Genomic DNA, 20,565 nt, shown 5'->3' with positions numbered 1-20,565 from the left:
ACACACCTGCCCCCCGCGGATGCTGGTCGCATGACCACGACGACCTACGAAACCCTTGCCATCGCGCCCACCGTGCTGAAGCAGCTGCGGGAACGCGACGACGCGGGACGCGTCCCGCGGCCCGCCGTCGATCCGCAGGGCGGCGCCCCGCTCCGCTGCTGTCTGCGGCACAGCGAGGCGGGCGAGCGCATCGCTCTCGTCTCGTACGCGCCGCTGCGCCGCTGGGCGGCCGGGACCGGCGCGGACCCGGGACCGTACGACGAATGCGGGCCCGTCTTCGTCCACGCGGAGGAGTGCGCGGGGCAGACGTCCGGGCCCGGCTACCCGGTCCGGCTGCACGGCCCGCGCAGGGTGCTGCGCGCGTACGACACCGGCGGGCGCATCCTCGGCGGGACGCTGGTCGAGCTTCCCCGGGAGCGGGCCGCCGAGGTGGACGGCGTCCTGCGGGACGTCTTCACCGATCCGGCGGTGGCCCTGGTGCACGTGCGGGCCGTGGAGTTCGGCTGCTTCATGGCCGAGATCCGTCGCCGTTGAGGTCTTTCGTCCGGATCGGGCCGGATCCGGACGAAAGACCCTGGGGCGCGACGGCCGGGACCGCCTTCGGGAGCGGCTTGCGGCGGATGACCAGGGCCATCAGGGCCGCCGCCGCGCACAGGGCGCCGGAGGCGTACCAGACCACGTCGTACTCGCCGAACACGTCGCGGGCGACCCCGCCCGCGAAGGCGACGACGGCCGCGCCGATCTGATGGGAGGCCAGCACCCAGCCGAAGACGATCGCGCTGTCGTCGCCGTAGTGTTCGCGGCACAGGGCGATCGTCGGGGGGACGGTGGCGACCCAGTCGAGGCCGTAGAAGACGATGAAGAAGATCATCGGCGGCTCGACGGACGGCCCGAGCAGCACGGGCAGGAAGAGCAACGAGACACCGCGCAGCGCGTAGTACACGGCGAGGAGGCGGCGCGCCTCGAAGCGGTCGGTGAACCAGCCGGACGCGATCGTGCCGACGACGTCGAAGACACCGATGACGGCGAGGAGCGACGCGGCGGCCGTGATCGGCATGCCGTGGTCGTGCGCCGCGGGCACGAAGTGCGTCTTGACCAGACCGTTCGTCGAGGCGCCGCAGATCGCGAAGGTGCCCGCCAGCAGCCAGAACGGGCCGGTGCGGGCGGCACGGAAGAGGACGGCGACCGCCCTGCGCGCCGCGCCGGGGACCGGGTCGGGCTTGGGCGTGAAGCCCTCGGCGCCGTACGCCGCGAGGCCCACGTCGGCCGGGTGGTCGCGCAGCAGCAGCCAGACGAAGGGGACGACGGCCAGCGCGGAGAGTGCGACGGTGATCGAGGCGGGCTCCCAGCGGTGGTTCTCGACCAGCCAGGACAGCAGCGGCAGGAAGACGAGTTGCCCGGACGCGCCCGCCGCGGTGAGGATGCCGGTGACCAGCCCGCGGCGCTGCACGAACCACCGGTTGGTGACCGTCGCGGCGAACGCGAGCGCCATGGAGCCGGAGCCGAGGCCGACGAGGACGCCCCAGTACAGGACCAGTTGCCAGGCCGCGGTCATCGTCACCGTCAGCGCCGACCCGATCGCGATCACACTCAGCGCGACGGCGACGACCCGGCGGATGCCGAAGCGGTCCATCAGGGCCGCGGCGAACGGCGCGGTCAGCCCGTACAGGGCCAGGTTGACCGAGACGGCGAAGCCGATGGTGCCCCGCGACCATCCGAAGTCTTCGTGCAACGGCTCGATCAGCAGACCCGGCAGTGACGCGAAGGCCGCGGCTCCGATGATCGTCACGAAGGTGACGGCTGCGACGAACCAGGCGCGGTGAATACGGGGCGGGCGGCGAAGCGGCTGCTCGGAGCCGGTGCGAGGCGCGGTTGTCTGGGTCACGTCACCCAGCTTCCGGTCCCGTCCCCTCCGCAACGAGTGGCCCGGAGGACAGCATTCGATAGGATCGGGCCATGACTGCTGTGAGAAGGCACCGGATCGTGATCCTGGCGCTCCAGGGACTGCTCCCCTTCGAGCTCGGCATCCCGCACCGGATCTTCGGCCGCGCCAAGGACGCCGCCGGCAACGCCCTCTACGAGGTCGTCACGTGCGGCATCAGCCCGGGACCGGTCATGACGGACGCCGACTTCGCCGTGAACGTCGAGCACGGGCCGGAGGTCCTGGCCACCGCGGACACGGTCGTCGTCCCCGCGTCGTACGAGCTGGGGCCGGTCTACGACGAGGGCCGGCTCCCCGAGGATCTGGCCGCCGCCCTCGCGCACATCCGGCCCGGCACGCGCATGGTGTCCATCTGCACCGGCGGGTACGTACTCGCCGCCGCCGGCTGTCTCGACGGCCGCCCCGCCACCACGCACTGGTCGGCGGCCGAGCACTTCCAGCGGATGTTCCCGTCCGTCAGGGTGGACGCGGACGTCCTGTTCATCGACGACGGCGACGTGCTCACTTCTGCGGGGGTCGCGGCGGGACTCGACCTCTGCCTGCACATCGTGCGCCGCGACCACGGCGCCGCCGTCGCCAACGAGGTGGCGCGCCGGACCGTCGTACCGCCGCACCGCGACGGCGGCCAGGCCCAGTACATCCACCGGCCCGTGCCGGAACCGCAGTTGGCGACCACCACGGCCGCCCGCGCCTGGGCGCTCGACCGGCTGCACGAGCCGCTGCCACTGCGGGACATGGCCGACCAGGAATCGATGTCCGTACGGACCTTCACCCGCCGCTTCCGCGAGGAGGTCGGCATCAGTCCGGGGCAGTGGCTCACCCAGCAGCGGGTGGAACGGGCCCGGCATCTGCTGGAGTCCACGGACCTGTCGGTGGACCAGGTGGCGCGGGACGCGGGCTTCGGCACGGCCCAGTCGATGCGCCAGCATCTCCAGGCGGCGCTCGGCGTCCCGCCCACCGTCTACCGGCGCACCTTCCGCGCGAGCGCGGGCAACGCCTGACCCGGAGGCCGGGCGGACGGACGGGCACGCGGGAGGGGCCCGGGCGGACGGACGGACGCCGATCGCAATGGGCCGCTCTGCCACGGCTCCGGGACCTGCGGGGCCGCGCGACCCCGGTCACGTGAGGCCAGGGTGGTGGCCCGGCCGGAGCCACGACTTTCGGGACTCAGAAGGTCAGCACACCGCGCGCCACCCGTCCCTGCCTCGCGTCCTCTGCCGCCTTGGCGAAGTCCTCGACGGGGTAGGTGGCGGTGACCAGTTCGTCGAGGAGCAGACCGCCCCGGCGGTACAGATCGGCGTAGAGCGCGATGTCGTGCTGCGGGCGGGAGGAGCCGTAACGGCAGCCGAGCACCGACTTGTCCAGGAACATCGAGGCGGGCAGGAAGGACACCTCGGCCGTCGGGGCCGGCATCCCGAGCAGGATCGCCTGGCCGCGCCGGTCGAGCAGTTCGATCGCCCGCCGCACGAGCGCGGCGCTGCCGACGCACTCGAAGACATGGTCCGCGCCGGTCGGCAGGACATCGCGCACACCGTCGGCCGACCCGAGGAAGTGCGTCGCGCCGAACTGCCGGGCCACGGCCTCCTTCGCCGGGTTGGTGTCGACGGCGAGGATCACGGATGCGCCGGCGATCCTGGCGCCCTGAAGGACGTTGAGCCCGATGCCGCCGGTGCCGATGACGACCACGGTGTCACCGCGCTGCACCTCGGCCCGGTTGAGCACCGCCCCGACGCCGGTCAGGACGCCGCAGCCGATCAGCGCCGCCGAGGTCAGGGGAATGTCCGCGGGGATCCTCACGGCCTGCACGGCCTTGACGACCGTGCGCTCCACGAAAGCGGAGTTGGACGCGAACTGGAACAGCGGCGTGCCGGCCCGGGAGAAGGGGCGGCCGGGACGGCCGATCGCCCGGCGGCACATGGTGGGGCGCCCGCGGTCGCAGTCGGCGCAGGTACCGCAGTTGGCGAGGGTGGACAGGGCGACATGGTCGCCGGGCGCCACATGGCCGACCCCGTGGCCGACCGCCGCTACCACGCCCGCGCCCTCGTGGCCGAGCACCACCGGCACGGGGAAGGGGATCGTCCCGTCGATCACCGACAGGTCGCTGTGGCAGAGCCCGGCGGCAGCGATGTCGACGGCGACCTCTCCCGGCCCCGGGTCCCGTACCTCCAGGTCCGCGACGACCTCGGCCTGTTCGCCGTCGAACACGACGCCTCTCATCGCGGCTCCTTCGGCAGGCCGAGCAACCGCTCGGCGACGGTGTTCCGCCGGCTCTCGCCGGAGCGGGCGTGGACCGGGTCGGCCCGGAAGAAGAGGAATTCCACGGCGGCGGCTCAGTCCTTGGGCAGGGCGCCGGGGCGCCGGCCGGTGGCGTCGGCGGGGCCGTGTCGGCGCGGCCGGTGTCGCCGCCGCGCGGCGTCTCCAGCCGCTCCAGCAGCGGCATCGGGTCGGTGCCGACCGTGCCGGGGAGGAAGTCGGCTATCCGGTCGGGGGTCCAGGGCCCTTCCCCGTAGGCGGCACGCAACTCCCTCGGCTGCGCCCACACCGCGATCTTGGGGCCGGCGATCGTGTAGACCTGCCCGGTGATCCGCTCGGCGCGGGCACGCTCGGAGAGCAGGTAGACGACGAGGGCGGCGACGTCCTCGGGGTCGCCGATCTCCTTGAGTTCCATGGGGACGTTCGCCGACATGCGGGTACGGGCCACCGGCGCCACCGCGTTGGCCGTGACCCCGTACTTGTGCAGGCCGAGCGCCGCACTGCGGACCAGGGAGATGACGCCGCCCTTGGCGGCGGAGTAGTTGGCCTGCGACACGCTGCCCTGGTGACTGCCGCTGGTGAAGCCGATCAGGGTGCCGGACCTCTGGGCCCGCATCACCGCCGACGCGGCGCGGAAGACGGTGAAGGTGCCTTTGAGGTGGGTGGCGAGGACCGGGTCCCACTCGTCCTCCGACATGTTGAACAACATCCGTTCGCGCAGGATGCCGGCGACGCAGACGACGCCGTCGAGCCGTCCGTACTCGGCGAGCGCCACGTCCACGACCCGTGCCCCGCCCGCCATCGTCGCGATGTCGTCGGCCACGGCGACGGCCGTGCCGCCGGCGGCCTCGATCTCCTTCACGACGCCGTCGGCGACGGCAGACGTGGGCGACGAGCCGTCGATCGAGACGCCGTGGTCGTTGACGACGACCTTCGCCCCCTCGGCCGCGCAGGCGAGCGCCACCGCCCGCCCGATGCCCCGGCCCGCCCCGGTCACGGCGACGGCCTTGCCTGCCAAGAAGTTCCCCACGTCCGGCCCCTTCCCGCAGTTTCTGACGGTCCGTTAGATTCTAAGACCGGTCCGCCGCATGAACACAAGCCCCGGGAGGCCAGATGTCACTGCCGGCCGCGTTCCACGACATCGCGAAACGCGTCAACAACTGGGGGCGCTGGGGTGAGGACGACGAGATCGGCACCCTGAACCTGATCACCGGAGAGGCGGTCAGGAACGCCGCCGCCTCGGTGCGCAGCGGCCGGCGCGTCCCCCTCGCGCTCCCCCTCCGGCAGGACGGAGTGCAGACCGGCGTCATCCCGGGACGGGTGAACCCGCTGCACACGATGATCCAGATCAACCAGGAGCTCTTCGGGCCCGGGACCGTCGCCACCAGCGACGACACGGTGACCATGGGGCTCCAGGCGGCCACCCACTGGGACGCCCTGACCCACGCCTCGCACTCGGGCCGCATCTACAACGGCCGCCCGGCCGACACGATCACGCCGCACGACCGGGCCCGCTTCAGCGGCATCGACAAGGCCACCCCCGTGGTCTCACGGGGCGTACTGCTGGACGTGGCGCGGGCGAAAGGGCTGGACCGGCTCGCCGTCGACCACGCCGTCACGCCGGAGGACCTGGACGAGGCGGCGGAGTACGGCCGGGTCACCGTCCGCGCGGGCGACATCGTCCTCGTACGGACGGGGCAGATGCGGCTGTACCTGAAGGGGGACCGGCACGCTTACGCGTTCCCGTCGCCCGGGCTGTCGGTGCGCACCCCCGAGTGGTTCCACGCCCGTGACGTCGCCGCCGTCGCGAACGACACCCTCACCTTCGAGATCTTCCCTCCGGAGATCGAGTCCTTGTGGCTCGCGGTGCACGCGCTCGACCTCGTGGAGATGGGCATGCTGCAGGGCCAGAACTGGAATCTGGAGGAGTTGTCCACAGCCTGTGCACAGGATCGGCAGTACACGTTCCTGCTGTCGGCGATGGCGGAGCCGTTCGTCGGCGGGACCGGCACGCCGGTCGCACCGGTGGCCGTACTCTGACGTCCGCGCGCCCGCAGCGGGCAGCGGCGATCGGATGCCGCGCGCCGGAACGGCAGGCAGGGCAAGGACGCCCCGGGCACCCGCAGGCGCGATCAGGCTCCGCGCGCCACGACCGGCGGGCCGGCCAGCCGTGCGGTGTCCGCCGGCAGATCGCGGTCCACCTCGCACCAGATGGACTTGCCGGCACCTTCCCGCTGCCAGCCCCAGCGGTCCGCGAGGCCGTCGACGAGCTCCAGGCCGCGTCCGCCGGTGTCCTCGCCCTGTGCGTGCCGCGGTCTCGGCGGGCAGGCACTGACGTCGGCGACCTCGACCCTGACCGTCCCGGCCTCCGCGGCGCCCGCACCGAACAGCATCCGCAGCACGGCCGGACACCCGGTGTGCACCACGGCGTTGGTGACGAGCTCCGAGATCAGCAGGATCAACGTCTCGGCCAGCGGCTCGTCGTCGCCCATACCGGACGTGAGAAGCCGTGAACGGGCCCATCTACGGGCCCGCCCCACCTCCGAAGGGTCGGATCCGATCTCCAACTGCACCTGAAGCACCTGCACCGCTCACACCACCCGAACCGGCGGACACATAGCCTCGCGCCTCACAGCCATAACGGAATGTGATTCCCTTACAGCACAGCATGATTGACTGTCAGTCACCGCAACAAGCGCTTCGGGCATATTCCAGCGTGAAGGAGTACGCATGGTGCATACTGTGCGACCCGCGCCCCGGCCAGTCGAACACAAGGCCGCAGAACACTTCCGCGGCCCGGCCCACCTACCGCCTGCCGACCGCCACAGGGGCCCCCACCTGCGACCCGACGGCTGTGAGAGATCGCCCCGGACAGTGCGCACCGACGGGCTCGGGACCGCCTGACCGGCGACACCGTGAGACCCCGTCATCGCAGCGACTCTCATCCCACGGAGAGTACCGGAGCGGTACCCCGACTCCGCCCAGTGACGAGTCCTCCGAAGGACACAACACGATATCGACGCACGGTGACCGTTCAGAATGCCGAGGCCAAAGCCTGCGCCTGAATCTCCTCCGCCTGAGCCGTCGTCATCCACATCCGGGCCCGCAGCAGGGCGCGTTTGAGGTGGAGGTGCACGTCCGACTCCCAGGTGAAGCCCATGCCGCCGAACACCTGGAGGCAGTCCTTGGCGCCGCGCACCGCCGCTTCGTCGGCGAGCAGTTTGGCGCCGGCGATCTCCGTCAGGTCCTCGCAGACGGCCGCCGCGTAGACGGCCGCCCGCGCGACCTCCGTGCGGACGAGCATCTCCGCGCACAGGTGCCCCACGGCCTGGAAGCCGCCGACCGGCTGCCCGAACTGCACCCGCTCCTTCGCGTGGCGCACCGCCTCCTCCGTGCTGCGGGCGGCGCTGCCGAGCTGCTCCGCGGCCGTGAGAAGGACGGCGGTCCCCAGCAGCGGACCGGGCTCCTCGGGCGCACAAGGGCGCGGAAGGCGGTGCAGGGGTGTGAGCGGGTCCAGGGAGCACACGGCGACCGCTTCCGAGGCGTCCACCGCGTGCGAAGTGCCGTCGGACGTGAACACGACGACAGTGTCCGCGTCGTCGAAGTGCGTTACGGAAAAGGGTAGTTCGGACGAGGAAGAGACGACCACCGTTCCGTCGGCCGCTCCCGGCACGAGGCCCGCCGCCAGATGCGTCGCCACCAGCGGCCCCGGCAGCAGCGCCCGGCCCGCCTCCTCGAAGGCCAGAACCGCCTCCGGCAGACCCGAGCCGGCTCCGCCGTCGTCCTCCGGCAGCCGGAGCGCGAAGAACCCTGCCTCGCCCAGTTCGCGCCAGAGCTTCCGGTCGAGCCTGCCCGCGCGGTCCACGGCGGCCCGCAGCGCCTCGCGTCCGAAGCGGGCGGCGAGCAGGTCCCGTACGCCGCGGCGCAGCGCTCGCTGGTCGTCGCTGAGCCGGAAGTCCATCAGCGCCCCTTCGGCAGGCCGAGGACGCGCTCGGCGAGGATGTTCCGCTGGATCTGGGAGGTGCCGGCGGCGATGGTGTACGAGAGGGACGAGAGCCGCTCCCGCGTCCAGGGCAGCGACAGGTCGAGTGCGCCGGCTCCGAGGACCTCCGCGGCGGCGTCGTACAGCTCCTGACGGGCGTGGGAGTAGCGGAGCTTGAAGACGGACCCGCCGGTTCCGGGCACACCGCCGGTGGCGGCGGCCTCGCTGACGTTCCACTGCACGAGCCGCCACAGCGCCGTGAACTCGGCGTGCAGTCTGCCCAGTCTGCGGCGCAGCACCGGATCGTCCCAGCAGCCGTTCGCACGTGCATGCTCGGCCACCTCGGTGAGGGTGCGTCGGCAGGCGACGACCTCGCCGGCGAAGGCGGTGCCGCGTTCGAAGGACAACGTGACCATGGTGACGCGCCAGCCGTCGTTCTCCTCCCCGACGCGGTTCGCGGCGGGCACGCGGACCTCGTCGAAGAACACTTCGGCGAACTCGGCGGACCCGGCCAGTGTGCGCAGCGGCCGCACGGTGACGCCGGGCGCGTCCATCGGCATGGCGAGCCAGGTGATGCCGCGGTGCCGGGGGGCGCCGGGATCGGTGCGTACGAGCAGTTCGCACCAGTCGGCCACCTCGGCGTGCGAGGTCCAGATCTTCTGACCGGTGACGACGTAGGCGTCGCCGTCGCGGACGGCCTTGGTGCGCAGGGAGGCGAGGTCGCTCCCGGCGTCCGGTTCGCTGAAGCCCTGGCACCAGATCGCCTCGCCGCGCAGGATGGGCCCGAGCCAGCGTTCCCGCTGCTGGGGGTGCCCTCCGCGGCGATGGTCGGCCCGGCGTGCAGCAGCCCTACGAAGTTCGCGCCCACATAGGGCGCTCCGGCCTTCTCCGTCTCCTCGAGGAAGATCAGCCGCAGGGTCGGGGAGGCGTCCCCGTGCACGTTCCCGTAGCCGGCGTCGTACAGCCTCCGCTGCCAGGCGCTGTCGTAGGCGCGCCGCGCCGGCCAGTCGCCGGCCGGCGGCGGCGGAGGCAGCGTGGGCAGCGCGCCCGCCAGCCATTCGCGCAGCCGGGCCCGGAACTCCTCCTCCTGGGCGGTGTACGCCAGGTCCACTACGTGTCCAGGTCCAGGCCGAGCATGCGGATGGCGTTGCCGCGCATCAGCTTGTACACGGTCTCGTCGTCCAGGTCCTTCACATGGTCGAGGGCGACCTGCTTGGTGTGCGGGAAGGTCGAGTCGACGTGCGGGTAGTCGGTCTCGAAGGTGGCGTTGTCGCGGCCCACGGTGTCGAGGGAGGCGACGCCGTGCTTGTCTCGGAAGAAGCAGCAGAAGATCTGCCGGTAGTAGTACGTGGAGGGTGGTTCGGGCACCAGGTCGCGCACACCGCCCCAGGCCCGGTGCTCCTGCCACACGTCGTCGGCGCGTTCCAGGGCGTACGGGATCCATCCCATCTGGCCCTCGCTGTAGGCGAGCTTGAGCCGCGGGAAGCGCACGAGGACGCCGCTGAAGAGGAAGTCGGTCATCGACGCCATGGCGTTGTTGAAGGAGAGCGCGGCCTGTACGGCGGGCGGCGCGTCGGGCGAAGCGGCGGGCATCTGGGACGACGAGCCGATGTGCATGTTGACGACCGTGCCGGTTTCCTGGCAGACGGCGAAGAACGGGTCCCAGTAGCCCGAGTGGATCGACGGCAGCCCGAGGTACGTGGGGATCTCGGAGAAGGTGACGGCGCGTACGCCGCGCGCCGCGTTCCTGCGGATCTCGGCGACGGCCAGGCCGATGTCCCACAGCGGGACGATGCACAGCGGGACGAGCCGGCCGCCGCTGTCGCCGCACCACTCCTCGACCATCCAGTCGTTGTAGGCGCGGACGCAGGCGAGCGCGACCTCCTTGTCGTGGGCCTCCGCGAAGGTCTGGCCGCAGAAGCGGGGAAAGGTCGGGAAGCAGAGCGACGCCTCGACGTGGTTGAGGTCCATGTCCTTGAGGCGCTCGGCGGGATCCCAGCAGCCGGGCCGCATCTCGGCGCGGGTGATGCCTTCGAGGGTCATCTCGTCGCGGTCGAACCCGACGGCGGCGATGTTGCGCTTGTACGGGAACTTCAGGTCCTCGTAGATCCACCAGTCGGTGGGCGGACCTTCCGGGTCCATCGTGATCCGGTACTTGCCGCCGACGTAGGCGAGCTCGCCGATCCCGGCCGTCAGCGGCTTGGGCCCGCGTTCGCGGTACTTGGCGGGGAGCCAGGTCTCGAAGAGGTGCGCCGGTTCGATGACATGGTCGTCGACGCTGACGATCCGGGGCAGTTCCTGTTCCATCGGGACCTTCCTCCGCTCCTGACGGTGCGTCAGTTACGTCGCTCAGGCTAGCCCCGCACCCCTGGACCGACAAGGCGCACGACCCTACGATCTGACGGACCGTCAGCCCGTTTTCGCGGAGGTGTCCGGGCATGGAAGAGACCGCGCACGCACTGGGATCGGCCCGCACCCTCTGGGAACTCGTCGCACGCCGGGCCGCCCTCACCCCGCACCGCCCCGTCCTGCTCCAGGGCGAACGCGTCCTCACCTTCGGCGCACTCCGCGACCGGGCGGAGCGGACCGCCGCCGGGCTGTACGCGAAGGGTGTCCGGCCCGGCACGGTCGTCGCCTGGCAGCTGCCCACCCGCATCGAGACGGTGCTGCTGACCGTGGCGCTCGCCCGCCTCGGCGCCGTCCAGTCGCCTGTCATCCCCTTCTACCGGGACCGGGAGGTCGGCTTCGCGCTCCGCGAGTCACACGCCGCGTACTTCGCCGTGCCGGGCGAATGGCGTGGCTTCGACTTCACGGCCATGGCGCGGCGGGCCGGCGCCCGCGGCGTCTTCGAGGCGTACGCGTCGCTGCCCGACGGCGATCCTTCCGTGCTGCCCGCCCCGCCCGCCTCCGGCACGGACGTGCGCTGGATCTACTGGACCTCCGGCACCACCTCCGACCCCAAGGGCGTGCTGCACACCGACCGTTCGCTGATCGCGGGCGGCTCGTGCCTGGCGCACGCGCTGCGCCTGTCCGAGGACGACATCGGCTCGATCGCCTTCCCGTTCGCGCACATCGGCGGCCCTGACTATCTGGTGATGCTGCTGCTGTACGGGTTCCCCGCGGTGCTCTTCGAGAAGTTCACACTGCCCGACGCGCTCGACGAGTACCGCAGGCACGGCGTCACCGTCGCCGGCGGCTCCACCGCCTTCTACGCGATGTTCCTCGCCGAGCAGCGCAAGCAGCCCGGCCGGAAGCTGATCCCCACCCTGCGGCTGCTCGCCGGCGGCGGCGCGCCCAAGCCGCCGGAACTGCACCGCGCCGTCGTCCGCGAGATGGGCTGCCTGCTCACCCACGGCTACGGCATGACCGAGGTGCCGATGATCACCATGGGCTCGCCCGACGACAGCGAGGACGACCTCGTCCGGACCGAAGGAAGACCGCCTGCCGGTATGGAGATACGGATCGTCGACGGTGAGGTCCGGCTGCGCGGTGAGGCGGTCTGCCAGGGCTACCTGGACCCCGCCGCGACGGCGGCGGCCTTCGACGCCGACGGCTTCCTGATCACCGGGGACCTCGGCCGGCTCACCGACAGCGGCCACCTCGTGCTCACGGGGCGGGCCAAGGACGTCATCATCCGCAAGGGGGAGAACATCTCGGCCAAGGAGATCGAGGACCTGCTGCACGGTCACCCCGCAGTCGGCGACGTGGCCGTCGTCGGCCTGCCGGACGAGGAGCGCGGCGAACGGGTGTGCGCGGTCGTGGAGCGGAGGCCGGGCATGGCGGATCCCGCACTGGAGGACCTCACCGACTTCCTCCGCTGCACGGGCCTCGCGCTCCACAAACTCCCGGAACGGCTCGAGGTGGTGGACGCTCTCCCCCGCAACGAGGCGCTGCGGAAGGTACTCAAGTACAAACTACGCGAACGGTACGCATGACATGATTCCGGACCGGCCGGACCGGGCGGGGTCCGGTCCGAGGCACACGATCGAGACCACCACGCGGAGCGCGGCACGGGTCCGGGGGCCGCGGAACGCCGTACCGCTCGCAGCGCGGTGGCCGCCACGCGGTGCGGCCGCGAACGGATGACGCGGCGGCACCGGTAGGTCAGTCGGGCTCGGGTGTGACGTAATACGCGGCGAACGCGGTCAGTACGTCCTCCTCGGTGATCCGCCCGTCCCCGTCCGTGTCCAGCGCCGCTCCCGCCGCCGCCGCGACACCCGCGTCGACGCCGAGCGCGCCGAGTACGCGTTCCACGGCCGCCGAGGTGACGCCGCGGCCGTCCTCGTCGGCGACCCTGATCACGGCGTGCACGAACGGGCGGGCGATCTCGCCGAAGCGTTTCGGGTTGTCGCGCAGTCTCTTGACCGCGCTCGTCACGAACTCCTGGCGGGTCACCCGCTGGTCGCCGTCCACGTCGGCGATCCCGGCCATGCCCTGCCAGAACGCCTCCGCACCGCTGTACAGGTCCTGCCCCTTGTCGGACCGGGCCGTGACGGAGAACTCGGCGAGCAGCTTGGCCGCGGCCGAACTGAAGTCCTCGCGGTCGATGTAGCCGTTGCCGTCCTGATCGAAAGCGGCGAAGCGGGAAGCGATCTTCCGCTCGTACTCTGCGCTGTCCATGCGGGGAGCGTAAAGCCCCGGAGGCGGAGGTGTGTACGCACCCGGGCAATTGCGTGGCGGCAACACCTCGGCAAAGCGCAGGTGACGGGAGTGCGACGGGGCGTACGGGGGCACGCGCACGGGGCACGGGGCGCGCAAACAGGCTTACGGCCGGGCCATTTCCGCCGGCCTTCTGCGGCGGGGTCCGGGCGGCGTCACGCGGTCAGCGGCTGCGCCCCGTCGTCCGTCGCCGAGCCGGTGTCCGCGTAGACCTCGAAGAGACGGCGCACACCGAGGGCACCCAGCACCCGGTTGACGTGCGACCCGTCCTCCGCGCCGCGCGCCGGCAGGATCAGCCGCAGCCTGCCCCGGCACGAACGCATCAGCCGACGTGCGGCGATCAGCACGCCGACACCGCTGGAGTCGCAGAAGAACACCTCGGAGAGGTCGAGCACGACGTCGTGGTGACCGGCGGCGACGGCGTCGTGGACCCGCTGGCGCACGACCGGCGAGGACACGAGATCGAGCTCCCCCCGCACGTGCAGCACGGTCCACGCGCCCTGCCGGGACTCGGCCACCTTGAGCATCACCACGTCTGGACCCCTCCTCAGGCCGGTCGAAGAAGACCGGAAGCTGTCCTTCCACTGCCGCTGCCCGACTGTCCGTCGCTGAAACGCGACCTTCGTCACGGAGTGCGTTTCCACTCGTCCCCCAGGCAGTTCTTCCCCGCACGCGGCCCTACCATCCCGGACCACGCCAGGGGCGTACTTGACGCAAAGGCTCGTGCGTATTTCGTCCGGCGCACTACATTCGAAGGAGCAACAGTCACGAGGGCAGAGGCAGCAGGCACGAGGCGAGCGCAGAGCTTGGGGGCGGTATGGCGAAGGACGCACCACCGCGCTGGGACCGCAGGATGCAGCAGCGACTGGCGCGCGGCGAGGCCGCGGCGCTGGGTGAGCTGTACGACAAGTTCGCCGCACTCGTGCACAGCCAGGCCCATCGCGTACTGGACGACGACGAGGCCGCCGACCAGGTCACCCGCGAAGTCTTCGGGTAAATATGGGAGAATCCGGACGCCTACGACCCCAAGCAGGGCTCCATGCGGTCCTGGGTGGCGCGGCTCACCAACAGCCAGGCCGTGCACCGGCTGCGGCAGAGCGAGGCCGCGGCACTCGCCGAGGGCGGCGGGGGCACGGCGGAGGAACTGGAGCAGAAGGTACGCAGGGCCGCCGTCGCGGCCAGGGCCGACTACATCGTGACGTCCATGCCCGCCCCGCTGCGCGCCGCGCTGGAACTGGCGTACTTCCAACGCAGGGACTACCGCCAGACCGCCGCCGACCTCGGCGTCACCGAGGACGAGGCCCGGCGGCGGCTGAGGCTGGGCCTGCAACTGCTCGCCACGGCGCACACCCGCTCACTCGAGGGCTCGTCGCCGCCCGGGTACGGACGAGCGCTGTGAGCGGGCCCCTGGGCAGCGGCGGCGACGGGGAAGAGGTGCGGGGCGTGCCGCGCATACCGTCCCCGCGCGCCGCGGCGGACGACCTCCGTCCGGACGCGTACCGGCCGGGGCCGCCCGTTCCTCCGGAGCCGGCTGCCGGCAGCGAATCCGCCGACGCCACCGGCCCCGCCCCTGCGGCCGGGTCCGGCACGGCGGACGATGCGGCGGACGACGGGCCGGACGGCGTGGTCGACGGCTCCGGGAACCGCGCGGTGAACGGCGCGTCCACCGCCGACGACCGGTCGGCCGGGGACGCCCCCGCTGCTCCCGAAGCCTCCGCCACCCCCTCGCACGGTGTGCTGAAGTCCCTGCTCGGCGCCTGGGCCCTGTCCGCGTGCTCCGCGGAGGAGACCGCCGCCGTCGAGGAGCACCTCGGCGACTGCGCCCCGTGCGCGGAGGAGGCCCTGCGGCTGCGTGACGCGGTCGGACTGCTGCACACCGACCGGGACCTGGACCTCGACCCGCTGTTGCGCTTCCGGGTGCTGGAGAACTGCCTGGGCCGCAGACCCGCCCGTATCCCCGTGCCCAGCTGGGCCGATCCGTACGACGCCGAGACCGCGAGGCTCGACGCGCTGCTCCGGGACATCGGGGACTCGGAGTGGCACGCGCCGGTGCGGCTCAAGTGGTTCGAGGGTGAACGCCGGATGAGCCGCCGCACGACGGTGGCCGGTGTGATCGGGCATCTGCTGGCCGTCGACGGCATAGTGGCCGGGGCGATCGGGCTCGACGACCCGCTGGGGCCGCACGCACCGCTGCTGCCGGCCGCGCGCACCGAGGCGTTCTGGGACGACTCGGACCTGCCGCCCACCGGCACGATCCGCGAACCGTGGCGCGACCAGAGCCACGACCTGATCCGCACCGTGTCGTTCGCCGGACCCGGCGTCGCCGAACTGGCCGTCTCGTACGGCTCCTTCGCGCTTCCGTTGCGGGACGCGCTGCTCGACCGGGCCTTCGAGTGCTGGATCCACGCGGACGACATCGCCGACGCGGTGGACTACCCGTACGCGCCGCCGAGCGGTGCCCACCTCAACCGGATGATCGACCTCGCGGCCCGGCTGCTGCCCGCCGCCCTCGCGGAGCGCAGGCGCGCGGGGCTGGCGGGACCTCCGCGGCACCTGGTGGCGGCGGGCGCGCCCGGACGGTCGCTCCATCTCGAGGTCGAGGGGTCCGGCGGCGGCAGCTGGTACATCGCCCTCGACTCCCCGGCGGCGGTCGGCTCGCCGGACAAGTCGGTCGCCCAAGTGGCACTGGACGGCGTCGAGTTCTGCAAGCTGGTGGCCGGGCACGTCTCCCCGGAGGATGCCGCAGCGGGCCAGGACGGCGACCGGCAGGCCATCCGTGACGTGCTGTTCGCGGCGGCGGCCCTGAGCCGGATCTGACAGAGCCACCGCCGGATCACGCCGCCGGATCAAGGAGCGGGACGGCTCGGGGGCGCCGCGTCGGCGCCCCCGGGGACGTGCGTCAGTACAGGCCGGAGTAGGTGTTCCAGCCGGTGCCGATCGACGCCTTGGGCTTGAAGTTGCCCTTGCCGTCGGAGTCGTAGCGGTACAGGGTGCCGCCACTGGTGCGCGCGACGATGTCGGCGCGTCCGTCGCCGGTCATGTCGCCCGGGGCGGCGAGTTTCGTGTAGGAGCCCCAGCCGGAGCCGATGAGCTTCTTGGCCTTGAACGGCGTGGCGGCCACGCCCGTGCCCTCGTACAGGTACAGCTTGCCGTCCTTGGCACGCGCGACCAGGTCAGCGCGGCCGTCGCCGGAGATGTCGCCGGCGCCGAGCAGGGCGTTGAACTGGCCCCAGCCGGAGCCGATCCGCTGCTTGGCCGCGAAGCCCGTGCCGTTGCCGTTGCCCCGGTACAGGTGGAGGACGCCGGAGCCGTCGCGGGCGAGCAGATCGCCCTTTCCGTCACCCGAGAGGTCGCCGAGGCCGAGGAGGGTGTTGTAGACGCCCCAGCCGCCTCCGATGATTTGGGTCTCGTCCGACTTGTGACTCAGGTTGTAGAGGGTGCCGTTGTAGACCTCCAGCAGCTCCGAATAACCGTTGTCGTCGAGCGAGGAGACGTGGACGAGTCGTGCGCCCTTCCAGGCGCCGGTGTCGCCGATCTTCACCCGGGGGACGAAGCGCCCGTTGTTGAGGTCCCAGTAGTAGTAGAGGGAGCCGTTGCCGTCGAGTCCGAAGAGCTCGTCCTTGCCCCAGGCGGGAATGTTGCCCGCATTGGCGAACTGGAAGGCAGGGTTCCAGTTGCTGCCGTATTTCACCCGCGGCCGGAACGAGCCGGTGCCGGTGGAGGAATAGCCGTACAGGTCGCCACTGTACGTGCGGGCGAAGAGGTCGGCGCTGCCGTCGCCGTTGACATCGTCGAGGCTGAACAGCGTGTTGAACATGTTCCAGCCGGTACCGGCCTTGACCCGCGTAGTGAAGGGGCGGGTGGTTTCGCCGGTACCGCTGTAGAAGTACAGCTCACCGGCGGTGTTCCGGGTGAACAGGTCGGCGCTGCCGTCGTTGTCGGCGTCGTTCATGCCGACCAGCTGGTCGTACTGCGCCCAGCCGGAACCGACCAGGACCCGGGACGCGAGCGGCCTGGTGTCGCTCGTGGTCCCCGGGTACAGGTACAGCTCGCCGGCGAACGTGCGGGCGAGGACGTCGCCGACACCGTCACCGTTCAGGTCGCCGGGCGAGAACACCTTGTTGTAGATCTGCCAGCCGTGGCCGGACCAGAACACCTGCCCGTAGGTGCCGTAGTTGGCATAGGCCGAAAGACGACCGGTCTGCGTCAGCGTGAAGACGACCGTGGAGCCGGCACGGAGTCCGGCCGCGGAGAAGACGTCCTTGTAGAACACACCGGGCGACGCGTTGACGCCGTCTTCGAAGCCGTACTCGTAGGGTTCGCCGTTCACCGGGTCGACGAGCACCCGGCCGGCCACGTTCTGGGAGATCATGTCGGACCTCCCGTCGCCGTCCACGTCGCTGCGCGGCTCGGCCGGCAGCTCGCCGTCCTCGGCGCTGAACGCGCCGCGGCCCGCGGGTCGCGGCAGCTCCAGGGTCGGCAGCGGCGCGGCGGCCTTGGGCCGGACGGCCGTGCGGTCGGGGGTCGGGGCCTCGTCGGCCTGTGCGGCCGGGGCCGCCAGCAGCATGCCGGCGGCGAGGGCGAGCGCGGTGCAGGCGGCGACGCGGGTGCGGGCGCGGGTGCTTCTGCGCGGACCGGCCGCGGCGCGGCCGGAGTCCATGGAAGTCAAGGTCCCCCCTTTGAGGGTGTCACTCGCACGGCCGCTCCGCGGCGCTGCGCGCGGGCGCGCGCCCATGGGGATGTGGAGACAGCGGTGCAAGGAAGATGGCACCGGTACAGACGTGCAAGGTGGGGCGAGGGATGTACGGGCCGGCGATCTTCTTCCGGCGCCTGGCGCCCCCGTGTGCGGCAGGAAGCCCCAGGTGGGCGGCGGCACTCATGGACGGACGCCCCGGACCGCGGCCGGGCCCCGCGCGCCGGGGCCGGTCGGGGCGATCCGGACGCATGCCTAGACGCCGGTGGTCCGCTCCTTCGCCGGACCGCCGGCCGGGTGGGCAGGGGCCCACGGCTGCGGCAGTTCGCGCCGGCGGCGCACCGGGGAGAGGAAGACGGGCAGGAAGGCGAGCGTGAGACAGCCCGCCCCCACCCACATCGCGACGCGCAGTCCCGCGAGTTCGCCGATCAGCCCGGCCACGGCAGAGCCGACGGCGATCGCGCCCGTGAGCATGAAGCGGAAAGTGGCGTTCATCCGGCCGAGCAGCGGGTCCGGCGTCAGCCGCTGACGCAGGCTCACCCCGAGGACGTTGTCGACGCCGATCTTGAACGTCACCAGCATCCATCCGGCGCCGGCGAGCCAGAGCCAGGGGCCGCGGTCGACGAGTGGCACGAGCAGCGCGGTCGGCGCCGTCACCAGTCCGGCGACGCCGAGGGTACGGCCGTGGCCGAGACGCCGGGCCACGGGGCGGGCGCAGCGCGCGCCGAGGAGGATGCCGGCCCCGCCCGCCGCCCAGTAGAGCCCGAGCACACCGGCGGACAGGCCGAGTTCACGGGTGAAGAGGACCGGCAGGAGCGTGTTGACGATCTGCGAACCGAGGTTGGTGAGGGACGCGGTGAGGGCGAGTGCGCGGAGCTCGGCGTTGCGCAGGACGTGCCGCAGGCCCTCCGCGATCTGCGCCGCCAGTCCCCCGCCCGCGCCGCGGCGGGCATCGTCCGCCCCGGCCGGGACGACGCCGCCCGCCCCGTGCGGCGCGGCCCCGTCCGCCTCCCGGCGGGCGCCGCCAGCCGCGGGCAACGCCAGACGGAGTGCCGAGGCCAGGTAGAGGACGCCGACGCCGATCACGGCCACCGGCGCGGTGAACGCCTGCACGATCCCGCCCCCCGCGCCCCGGCCCGCCACATTGCCCGCGGCCTGGAGGCTCACCACGGCGGCGTTCGCCCGTACCAGGCTTTCGCGGTCCACCAGCCGGGGCAGGATGCTCTGCGAGCCGACGTCGAAGAAGACCGTGGCGCAGCCGTTCAGCAGGACGACCGCGTAGAGCTGTTCGAGGGTGAGGGCGTCCAGGACCCAGGCGGACGGGACGGAGGCGAACAGGCCGGCCCGCACCAGGTCGGCGGTGATCAGCACCCGGCGGTGGCGCATCCGGTCCACCCAGGCACCGGCCGGCAGGCCGATGAGGAGGAACGCGACGGTGCTCAGCGTCGCCAGCAGACCGACCTCGCCCGCGCTCGCGTCGAGCGCGGTCACGGCGATCAGCGGGACGGCGACGTAGCCGATGTTGGTGCCGAGCTGGCTGAAGGCGGTGGCGGTGAAGAGCGTGCGGAAGTCACGGGACCGCCACGGGCTGTCGGTGGGCATGGTGCGTACGCTGCCCGGACTCCGCGCCCCGCTCCAATGATTTAGCCTCGGCCGAATGGTGCTGGAGAGCCGCCCGGAAGGCGGCACACTGGAGATCGGCTTCTCCGCCGAGGACGTGGCCCGCATACGTTTCGCCGTGTCCCCGCTGTGGGAAGTCGTCGCGAGCGTGCGGGTGCTCAGGGACACCGGGCCGGGTGCGCACCGGCCGTGGGCGGAGCGGGTACGGCCCGCTCTCGCCGCCGCGAAGCTGGACCTCTCCCCGCTGTCCTCTCTGATCGGCCCGCCGCCGGCCGGCGTCCCCGGCTTCCTGGTCGCGCCGCCCACGACCCCGCAACCCTCGCTCGACGTGGAGTTGGCGGCGCTGCGTTCCATGCCGCACGAACTGCTCCGCACGACGACACCCGCGGCACGGGATGGGGTCGCCGCACTGCGCGCGGACCCGGATCGCGGCCTCGGGCGGCTCGTGGACGTGATCGCCGCCTACTGGGAGGTGGCGATGGCCCCGTACTGGCCGCGGATCCTCACCGTGGTCGAGGGCGACATCCTCTACCGCGCCAAGCGCCTCGCCGAAGGCGGCGCCCGGCGCCTCTTCGACGACCTCGACCCGCGGGTCACCTGGGACTCGGGCACCTTGCAGGTGATGCACCGCTGTGTACGCGGCGAACGGCGCCTGGACGGCCGCGGACTGCTCCTGGTGCCTTCCGTGTTCGGCGGGTCGCGGATCTTCTCCGACGTGGACAGCCCGGAGTGGCAGCCCACTCTGCGCTACCCGCCGCGAGGCACCGCCACTTTGTGGGAAGCGCGGGCGGAGCCGCTCTCCGACGCCCTGGCGGGCGTACTGGGCCGCAGCAGGGCCCTGCTGCTGGCCGAGCTCGCGGCCCCGGCGTCGACCACCGACCTGGCCCGCCGTACCGGCCTGTCGGCGGGCGGCGTCTCGCAGCACCTCACGGCGATGCGCGCGGCCGGTCTGGTGAGCGCGCACCGAACGGGCCGCGTGGTGCTCTACGCCCGTACGAGCGTGGGCGAGTCACTGGTGGCCGGCTGAACCTCGGGCGGAGCATGGTGCGTCACCCCGCGCCGAGGGTGACCGTGGACCGTCGCCGCGTCACTCGCCCCCGACGCTGATGTTCGGGTCTCCGTCCGGCCCGTGCGGCTTCAGTTCCACCTGGATGGTGTGCGTGGTGTCGCGCGCCGCGGAGCCGCCGCCGCCTGCCGTCAGCACCCCGATCCGCAGCTCGGCCCGCCCGCTGCCCTCCCGGCGCACCTGCACCGCGAACTCCAGGTGCACGCTCTCCACGCTGAACCGCAGATCGCGTCCCTCACCGGCGCGTTGGGCCCGCTCGAGTTCGTCACGGACCTGTCCGATGACCTCCGCCAGCCCCACGACCGCGGTTTCGTCACGCTCAGCCATCGCGTCCCCCGTCTCCCGTAGTT

The 20,565-nt window shown here is 72.2% G+C and carries 16 protein-coding genes and 3 pseudogenes; 7 read left to right on the top strand and 12 right to left on the bottom strand.

What is annotated here, in order from left to right; all coding sequences use genetic code 11:
• Window positions 1–30 precede the first annotated feature (30 nt).
• Window positions 31–534: a DUF1203 domain-containing protein gene (locus GLX30_RS20135; RefSeq protein WP_159690820.1), complete on the top strand. Its 504-nt coding sequence runs from the start codon at window positions 31–33 to the stop codon at window positions 532–534.
• On the opposite strand, the gene GLX30_RS20130 is transcribed toward GLX30_RS20135, so the two are convergent.
• The gene (locus tag GLX30_RS20130) at window positions 509–1,885 is read right to left on the bottom strand and encodes an MFS transporter (protein ID WP_159690818.1); all 1,377 of its coding nucleotides are present in this window, start codon (window positions 1,883–1,885) and stop codon (window positions 509–511) included. The genes GLX30_RS20135 and GLX30_RS20130 overlap by 26 nt on opposite strands.
• A gap of 71 nt (window positions 1,886–1,956) precedes the next feature.
• Here GLX30_RS20130 and GLX30_RS20125 point away from each other — a divergent pair, with 71 nt between their 5' ends.
• A complete protein-coding gene (locus tag GLX30_RS20125; protein ID WP_159690817.1) occupies window positions 1,957–2,943 on the top strand; it encodes a helix-turn-helix domain-containing protein in 987 nt (328 codons plus the stop codon).
• A 166-nt stretch (window positions 2,944–3,109) separates the two neighbouring features.
• On the opposite strand, the gene GLX30_RS20120 is transcribed toward GLX30_RS20125, so the two are convergent.
• Together GLX30_RS20120 and GLX30_RS20115 are read right to left on the bottom strand one after the other, a co-directional pair.
• Window positions 3,110–4,159 (bottom strand): Zn-dependent alcohol dehydrogenase, encoded by a 1,050-nt coding sequence (locus GLX30_RS20120; protein WP_159690816.1) that lies wholly within the window; start codon window positions 4,157–4,159, stop codon window positions 3,110–3,112.
• 199 nt (window positions 4,160–4,358) lie between these two features.
• Window positions 4,359–5,225, bottom strand: a pseudogene (locus GLX30_RS20115) (SDR family oxidoreductase); the annotation flags it as partial.
• Window positions 5,226–5,308: 83 nt separating this feature from the next.
• Between GLX30_RS20115 and GLX30_RS20110 the strand changes: the two are divergent.
• On the top strand, window positions 5,309–6,235 hold the full coding sequence (locus tag GLX30_RS20110; RefSeq protein ID WP_159690814.1) for a cyclase family protein: 927 nt from the start codon (window positions 5,309–5,311) through the stop codon (window positions 6,233–6,235).
• Between the two features lie 92 nt (window positions 6,236–6,327).
• On the opposite strand, the gene GLX30_RS20105 is transcribed toward GLX30_RS20110, so the two are convergent.
• The 4 genes and pseudogenes from GLX30_RS20105 to GLX30_RS20090 all read right to left on the bottom strand — a co-directional run bounded on the left by GLX30_RS20105 (window position 6,328) and on the right by GLX30_RS20090 (window position 10,484).
• On the bottom strand, window positions 6,328–6,783 hold the full coding sequence (locus tag GLX30_RS20105; RefSeq protein ID WP_159690812.1) for an ATP-binding protein: 456 nt from the start codon (window positions 6,781–6,783) through the stop codon (window positions 6,328–6,330).
• A gap of 446 nt (window positions 6,784–7,229) precedes the next feature.
• Window positions 7,230–8,156 (bottom strand): acyl-CoA dehydrogenase family protein, encoded by a 927-nt coding sequence (locus tag GLX30_RS20100; protein ID WP_159690811.1) that lies wholly within the window; start codon window positions 8,154–8,156, stop codon window positions 7,230–7,232.
• Window positions 8,156–9,288: pseudogene (locus GLX30_RS20095) on the bottom strand (acyl-CoA dehydrogenase family protein). The gene GLX30_RS20100 and the pseudogene GLX30_RS20095 overlap by 1 nt, the downstream one beginning before the upstream one ends.
• Window positions 9,288–10,484, bottom strand: a complete 1,197-nt coding sequence (locus tag GLX30_RS20090) for an amidohydrolase family protein (RefSeq protein WP_159690809.1) — start codon at window positions 10,482–10,484, stop codon at window positions 9,288–9,290. Before GLX30_RS20090 ends, GLX30_RS20095 begins: the two are co-directional and overlap by 1 nt.
• 131 nt (window positions 10,485–10,615) lie before the next feature.
• Here GLX30_RS20090 and GLX30_RS20085 point away from each other — a divergent pair, with 131 nt between their 5' ends.
• Window positions 10,616–12,112 (top strand): AMP-binding protein, encoded by a 1,497-nt coding sequence (locus tag GLX30_RS20085; protein ID WP_159690807.1) that lies wholly within the window; start codon window positions 10,616–10,618, stop codon window positions 12,110–12,112.
• A 169-nt stretch (window positions 12,113–12,281) separates the two neighbouring features.
• On the opposite strand, the gene GLX30_RS20080 is transcribed toward GLX30_RS20085, so the two are convergent.
• Together GLX30_RS20080 and GLX30_RS20075 are read right to left on the bottom strand one after the other, a co-directional pair.
• Window positions 12,282–12,797 carry an EF-hand domain-containing protein gene (locus GLX30_RS20080; protein WP_159690804.1) on the bottom strand — a complete coding sequence of 172 codons (516 nt, stop codon included), beginning with the start codon at window positions 12,795–12,797 and terminating at the stop codon, window positions 12,282–12,284.
• Between the two features lie 194 nt (window positions 12,798–12,991).
• On the bottom strand, window positions 12,992–13,366 hold the full coding sequence (locus GLX30_RS20075; RefSeq protein ID WP_159695137.1) for an STAS domain-containing protein: 375 nt from the start codon (window positions 13,364–13,366) through the stop codon (window positions 12,992–12,994).
• Window positions 13,367–13,653: 287 nt separating this feature from the next.
• On the opposite strand from GLX30_RS20075, the pseudogene GLX30_RS20070 reads away from it, so the two are divergent.
• Window positions 13,654–14,235 (top strand): annotated as a pseudogene (locus GLX30_RS20070) (sigma-70 family RNA polymerase sigma factor).
• A complete protein-coding gene (locus GLX30_RS20065; RefSeq protein ID WP_159690800.1) occupies window positions 14,232–15,653 on the top strand; it encodes a zf-HC2 domain-containing protein in 1,422 nt (473 codons plus the stop codon). The pseudogene GLX30_RS20070 and the gene GLX30_RS20065 overlap by 4 nt, the downstream one beginning before the upstream one ends.
• Window positions 15,654–15,735: 82 nt before the next feature.
• Here GLX30_RS20065 and GLX30_RS20060 read toward each other — a convergent pair whose 3' ends face one another.
• Window positions 15,736–17,496 (bottom strand): FG-GAP-like repeat-containing protein, encoded by a 1,761-nt coding sequence (locus GLX30_RS20060; protein ID WP_167306917.1) that lies wholly within the window; start codon window positions 17,494–17,496, stop codon window positions 15,736–15,738.
• Window positions 17,497–17,784: 288 nt separating this feature from the next.
• Window positions 17,785–19,131, bottom strand: coding sequence for an MFS transporter (locus GLX30_RS20055; protein WP_159690795.1), 1,347 nt, complete (start codon window positions 19,129–19,131; stop codon window positions 17,785–17,787).
• 55 nt (window positions 19,132–19,186) lie between these two features.
• Here GLX30_RS20055 and GLX30_RS20050 point away from each other — a divergent pair, with 55 nt between their 5' ends.
• Window positions 19,187–20,176: an ArsR family transcriptional regulator gene (locus GLX30_RS20050; protein ID WP_159690792.1), complete on the top strand. Its 990-nt coding sequence runs from the start codon at window positions 19,187–19,189 to the stop codon at window positions 20,174–20,176.
• Window positions 20,177–20,236: 60 nt separating this feature from the next.
• Here GLX30_RS20050 and GLX30_RS20045 read toward each other — a convergent pair whose 3' ends face one another.
• Window positions 20,237–20,542, bottom strand: coding sequence for a trypco2 family protein (locus tag GLX30_RS20045; RefSeq protein WP_159690790.1), 306 nt, complete (start codon window positions 20,540–20,542; stop codon window positions 20,237–20,239).
• Between the last annotated feature and the right edge of the window lie 23 nt (window positions 20,543–20,565).

It is taken from the genome of Streptomyces sp. Tu 2975, from assembly GCF_009832925.1.
In the GTDB taxonomy this organism is placed as follows: Bacteria; Actinomycetota; Actinomycetes; order Streptomycetales; family Streptomycetaceae; genus Streptomyces.
The sequence above is the reverse complement of the archived record's forward strand: the minus strand, read 5'-3'. Positions and strand labels throughout refer to the sequence as shown.

Coding starts and splice junctions, on each gene's coding strand:
- GLX30_RS20135 (WP_159690820.1), top strand. CDS start 31: ATGACCACGACGACCTACGAAACCCTTGCCATCGCGCCCACCGTGCTG.
- GLX30_RS20125 (WP_159690817.1), top strand. CDS start 1,957: ATGACTGCTGTGAGAAGGCACCGGATCGTGATCCTGGCGCTCCAGGGA.
- GLX30_RS20120 (WP_159690816.1), bottom strand. CDS start 4,159: ATGAGAGGCGTCGTGTTCGACGGCGAACAGGCCGAGGTCGTCGCGGAC.
- GLX30_RS20110 (WP_159690814.1), top strand. CDS start 5,309: ATGTCACTGCCGGCCGCGTTCCACGACATCGCGAAACGCGTCAACAAC.
- GLX30_RS20100 (WP_159690811.1), bottom strand. CDS start 8,156: ATGGACTTCCGGCTCAGCGACGACCAGCGAGCGCTGCGCCGCGGCGTA.
- GLX30_RS20090 (WP_159690809.1), bottom strand. CDS start 10,484: ATGGAACAGGAACTGCCCCGGATCGTCAGCGTCGACGACCATGTCATC.
- GLX30_RS20085 (WP_159690807.1), top strand. CDS start 10,616: ATGGAAGAGACCGCGCACGCACTGGGATCGGCCCGCACCCTCTGGGAA.
- GLX30_RS20080 (WP_159690804.1), bottom strand. CDS start 12,797: ATGGACAGCGCAGAGTACGAGCGGAAGATCGCTTCCCGCTTCGCCGCT.
- GLX30_RS20060 (WP_167306917.1), bottom strand. CDS start 17,496: ATGGACTCCGGCCGCGCCGCGGCCGGTCCGCGCAGAAGCACCCGCGCC.
- GLX30_RS20055 (WP_159690795.1), bottom strand. CDS start 19,131: ATGCCCACCGACAGCCCGTGGCGGTCCCGTGACTTCCGCACGCTCTTC.
- GLX30_RS20050 (WP_159690792.1), top strand. CDS start 19,187: ATGGTGCTGGAGAGCCGCCCGGAAGGCGGCACACTGGAGATCGGCTTC.
- GLX30_RS20045 (WP_159690790.1), bottom strand. CDS start 20,542: ATGGCTGAGCGTGACGAAACCGCGGTCGTGGGGCTGGCGGAGGTCATC.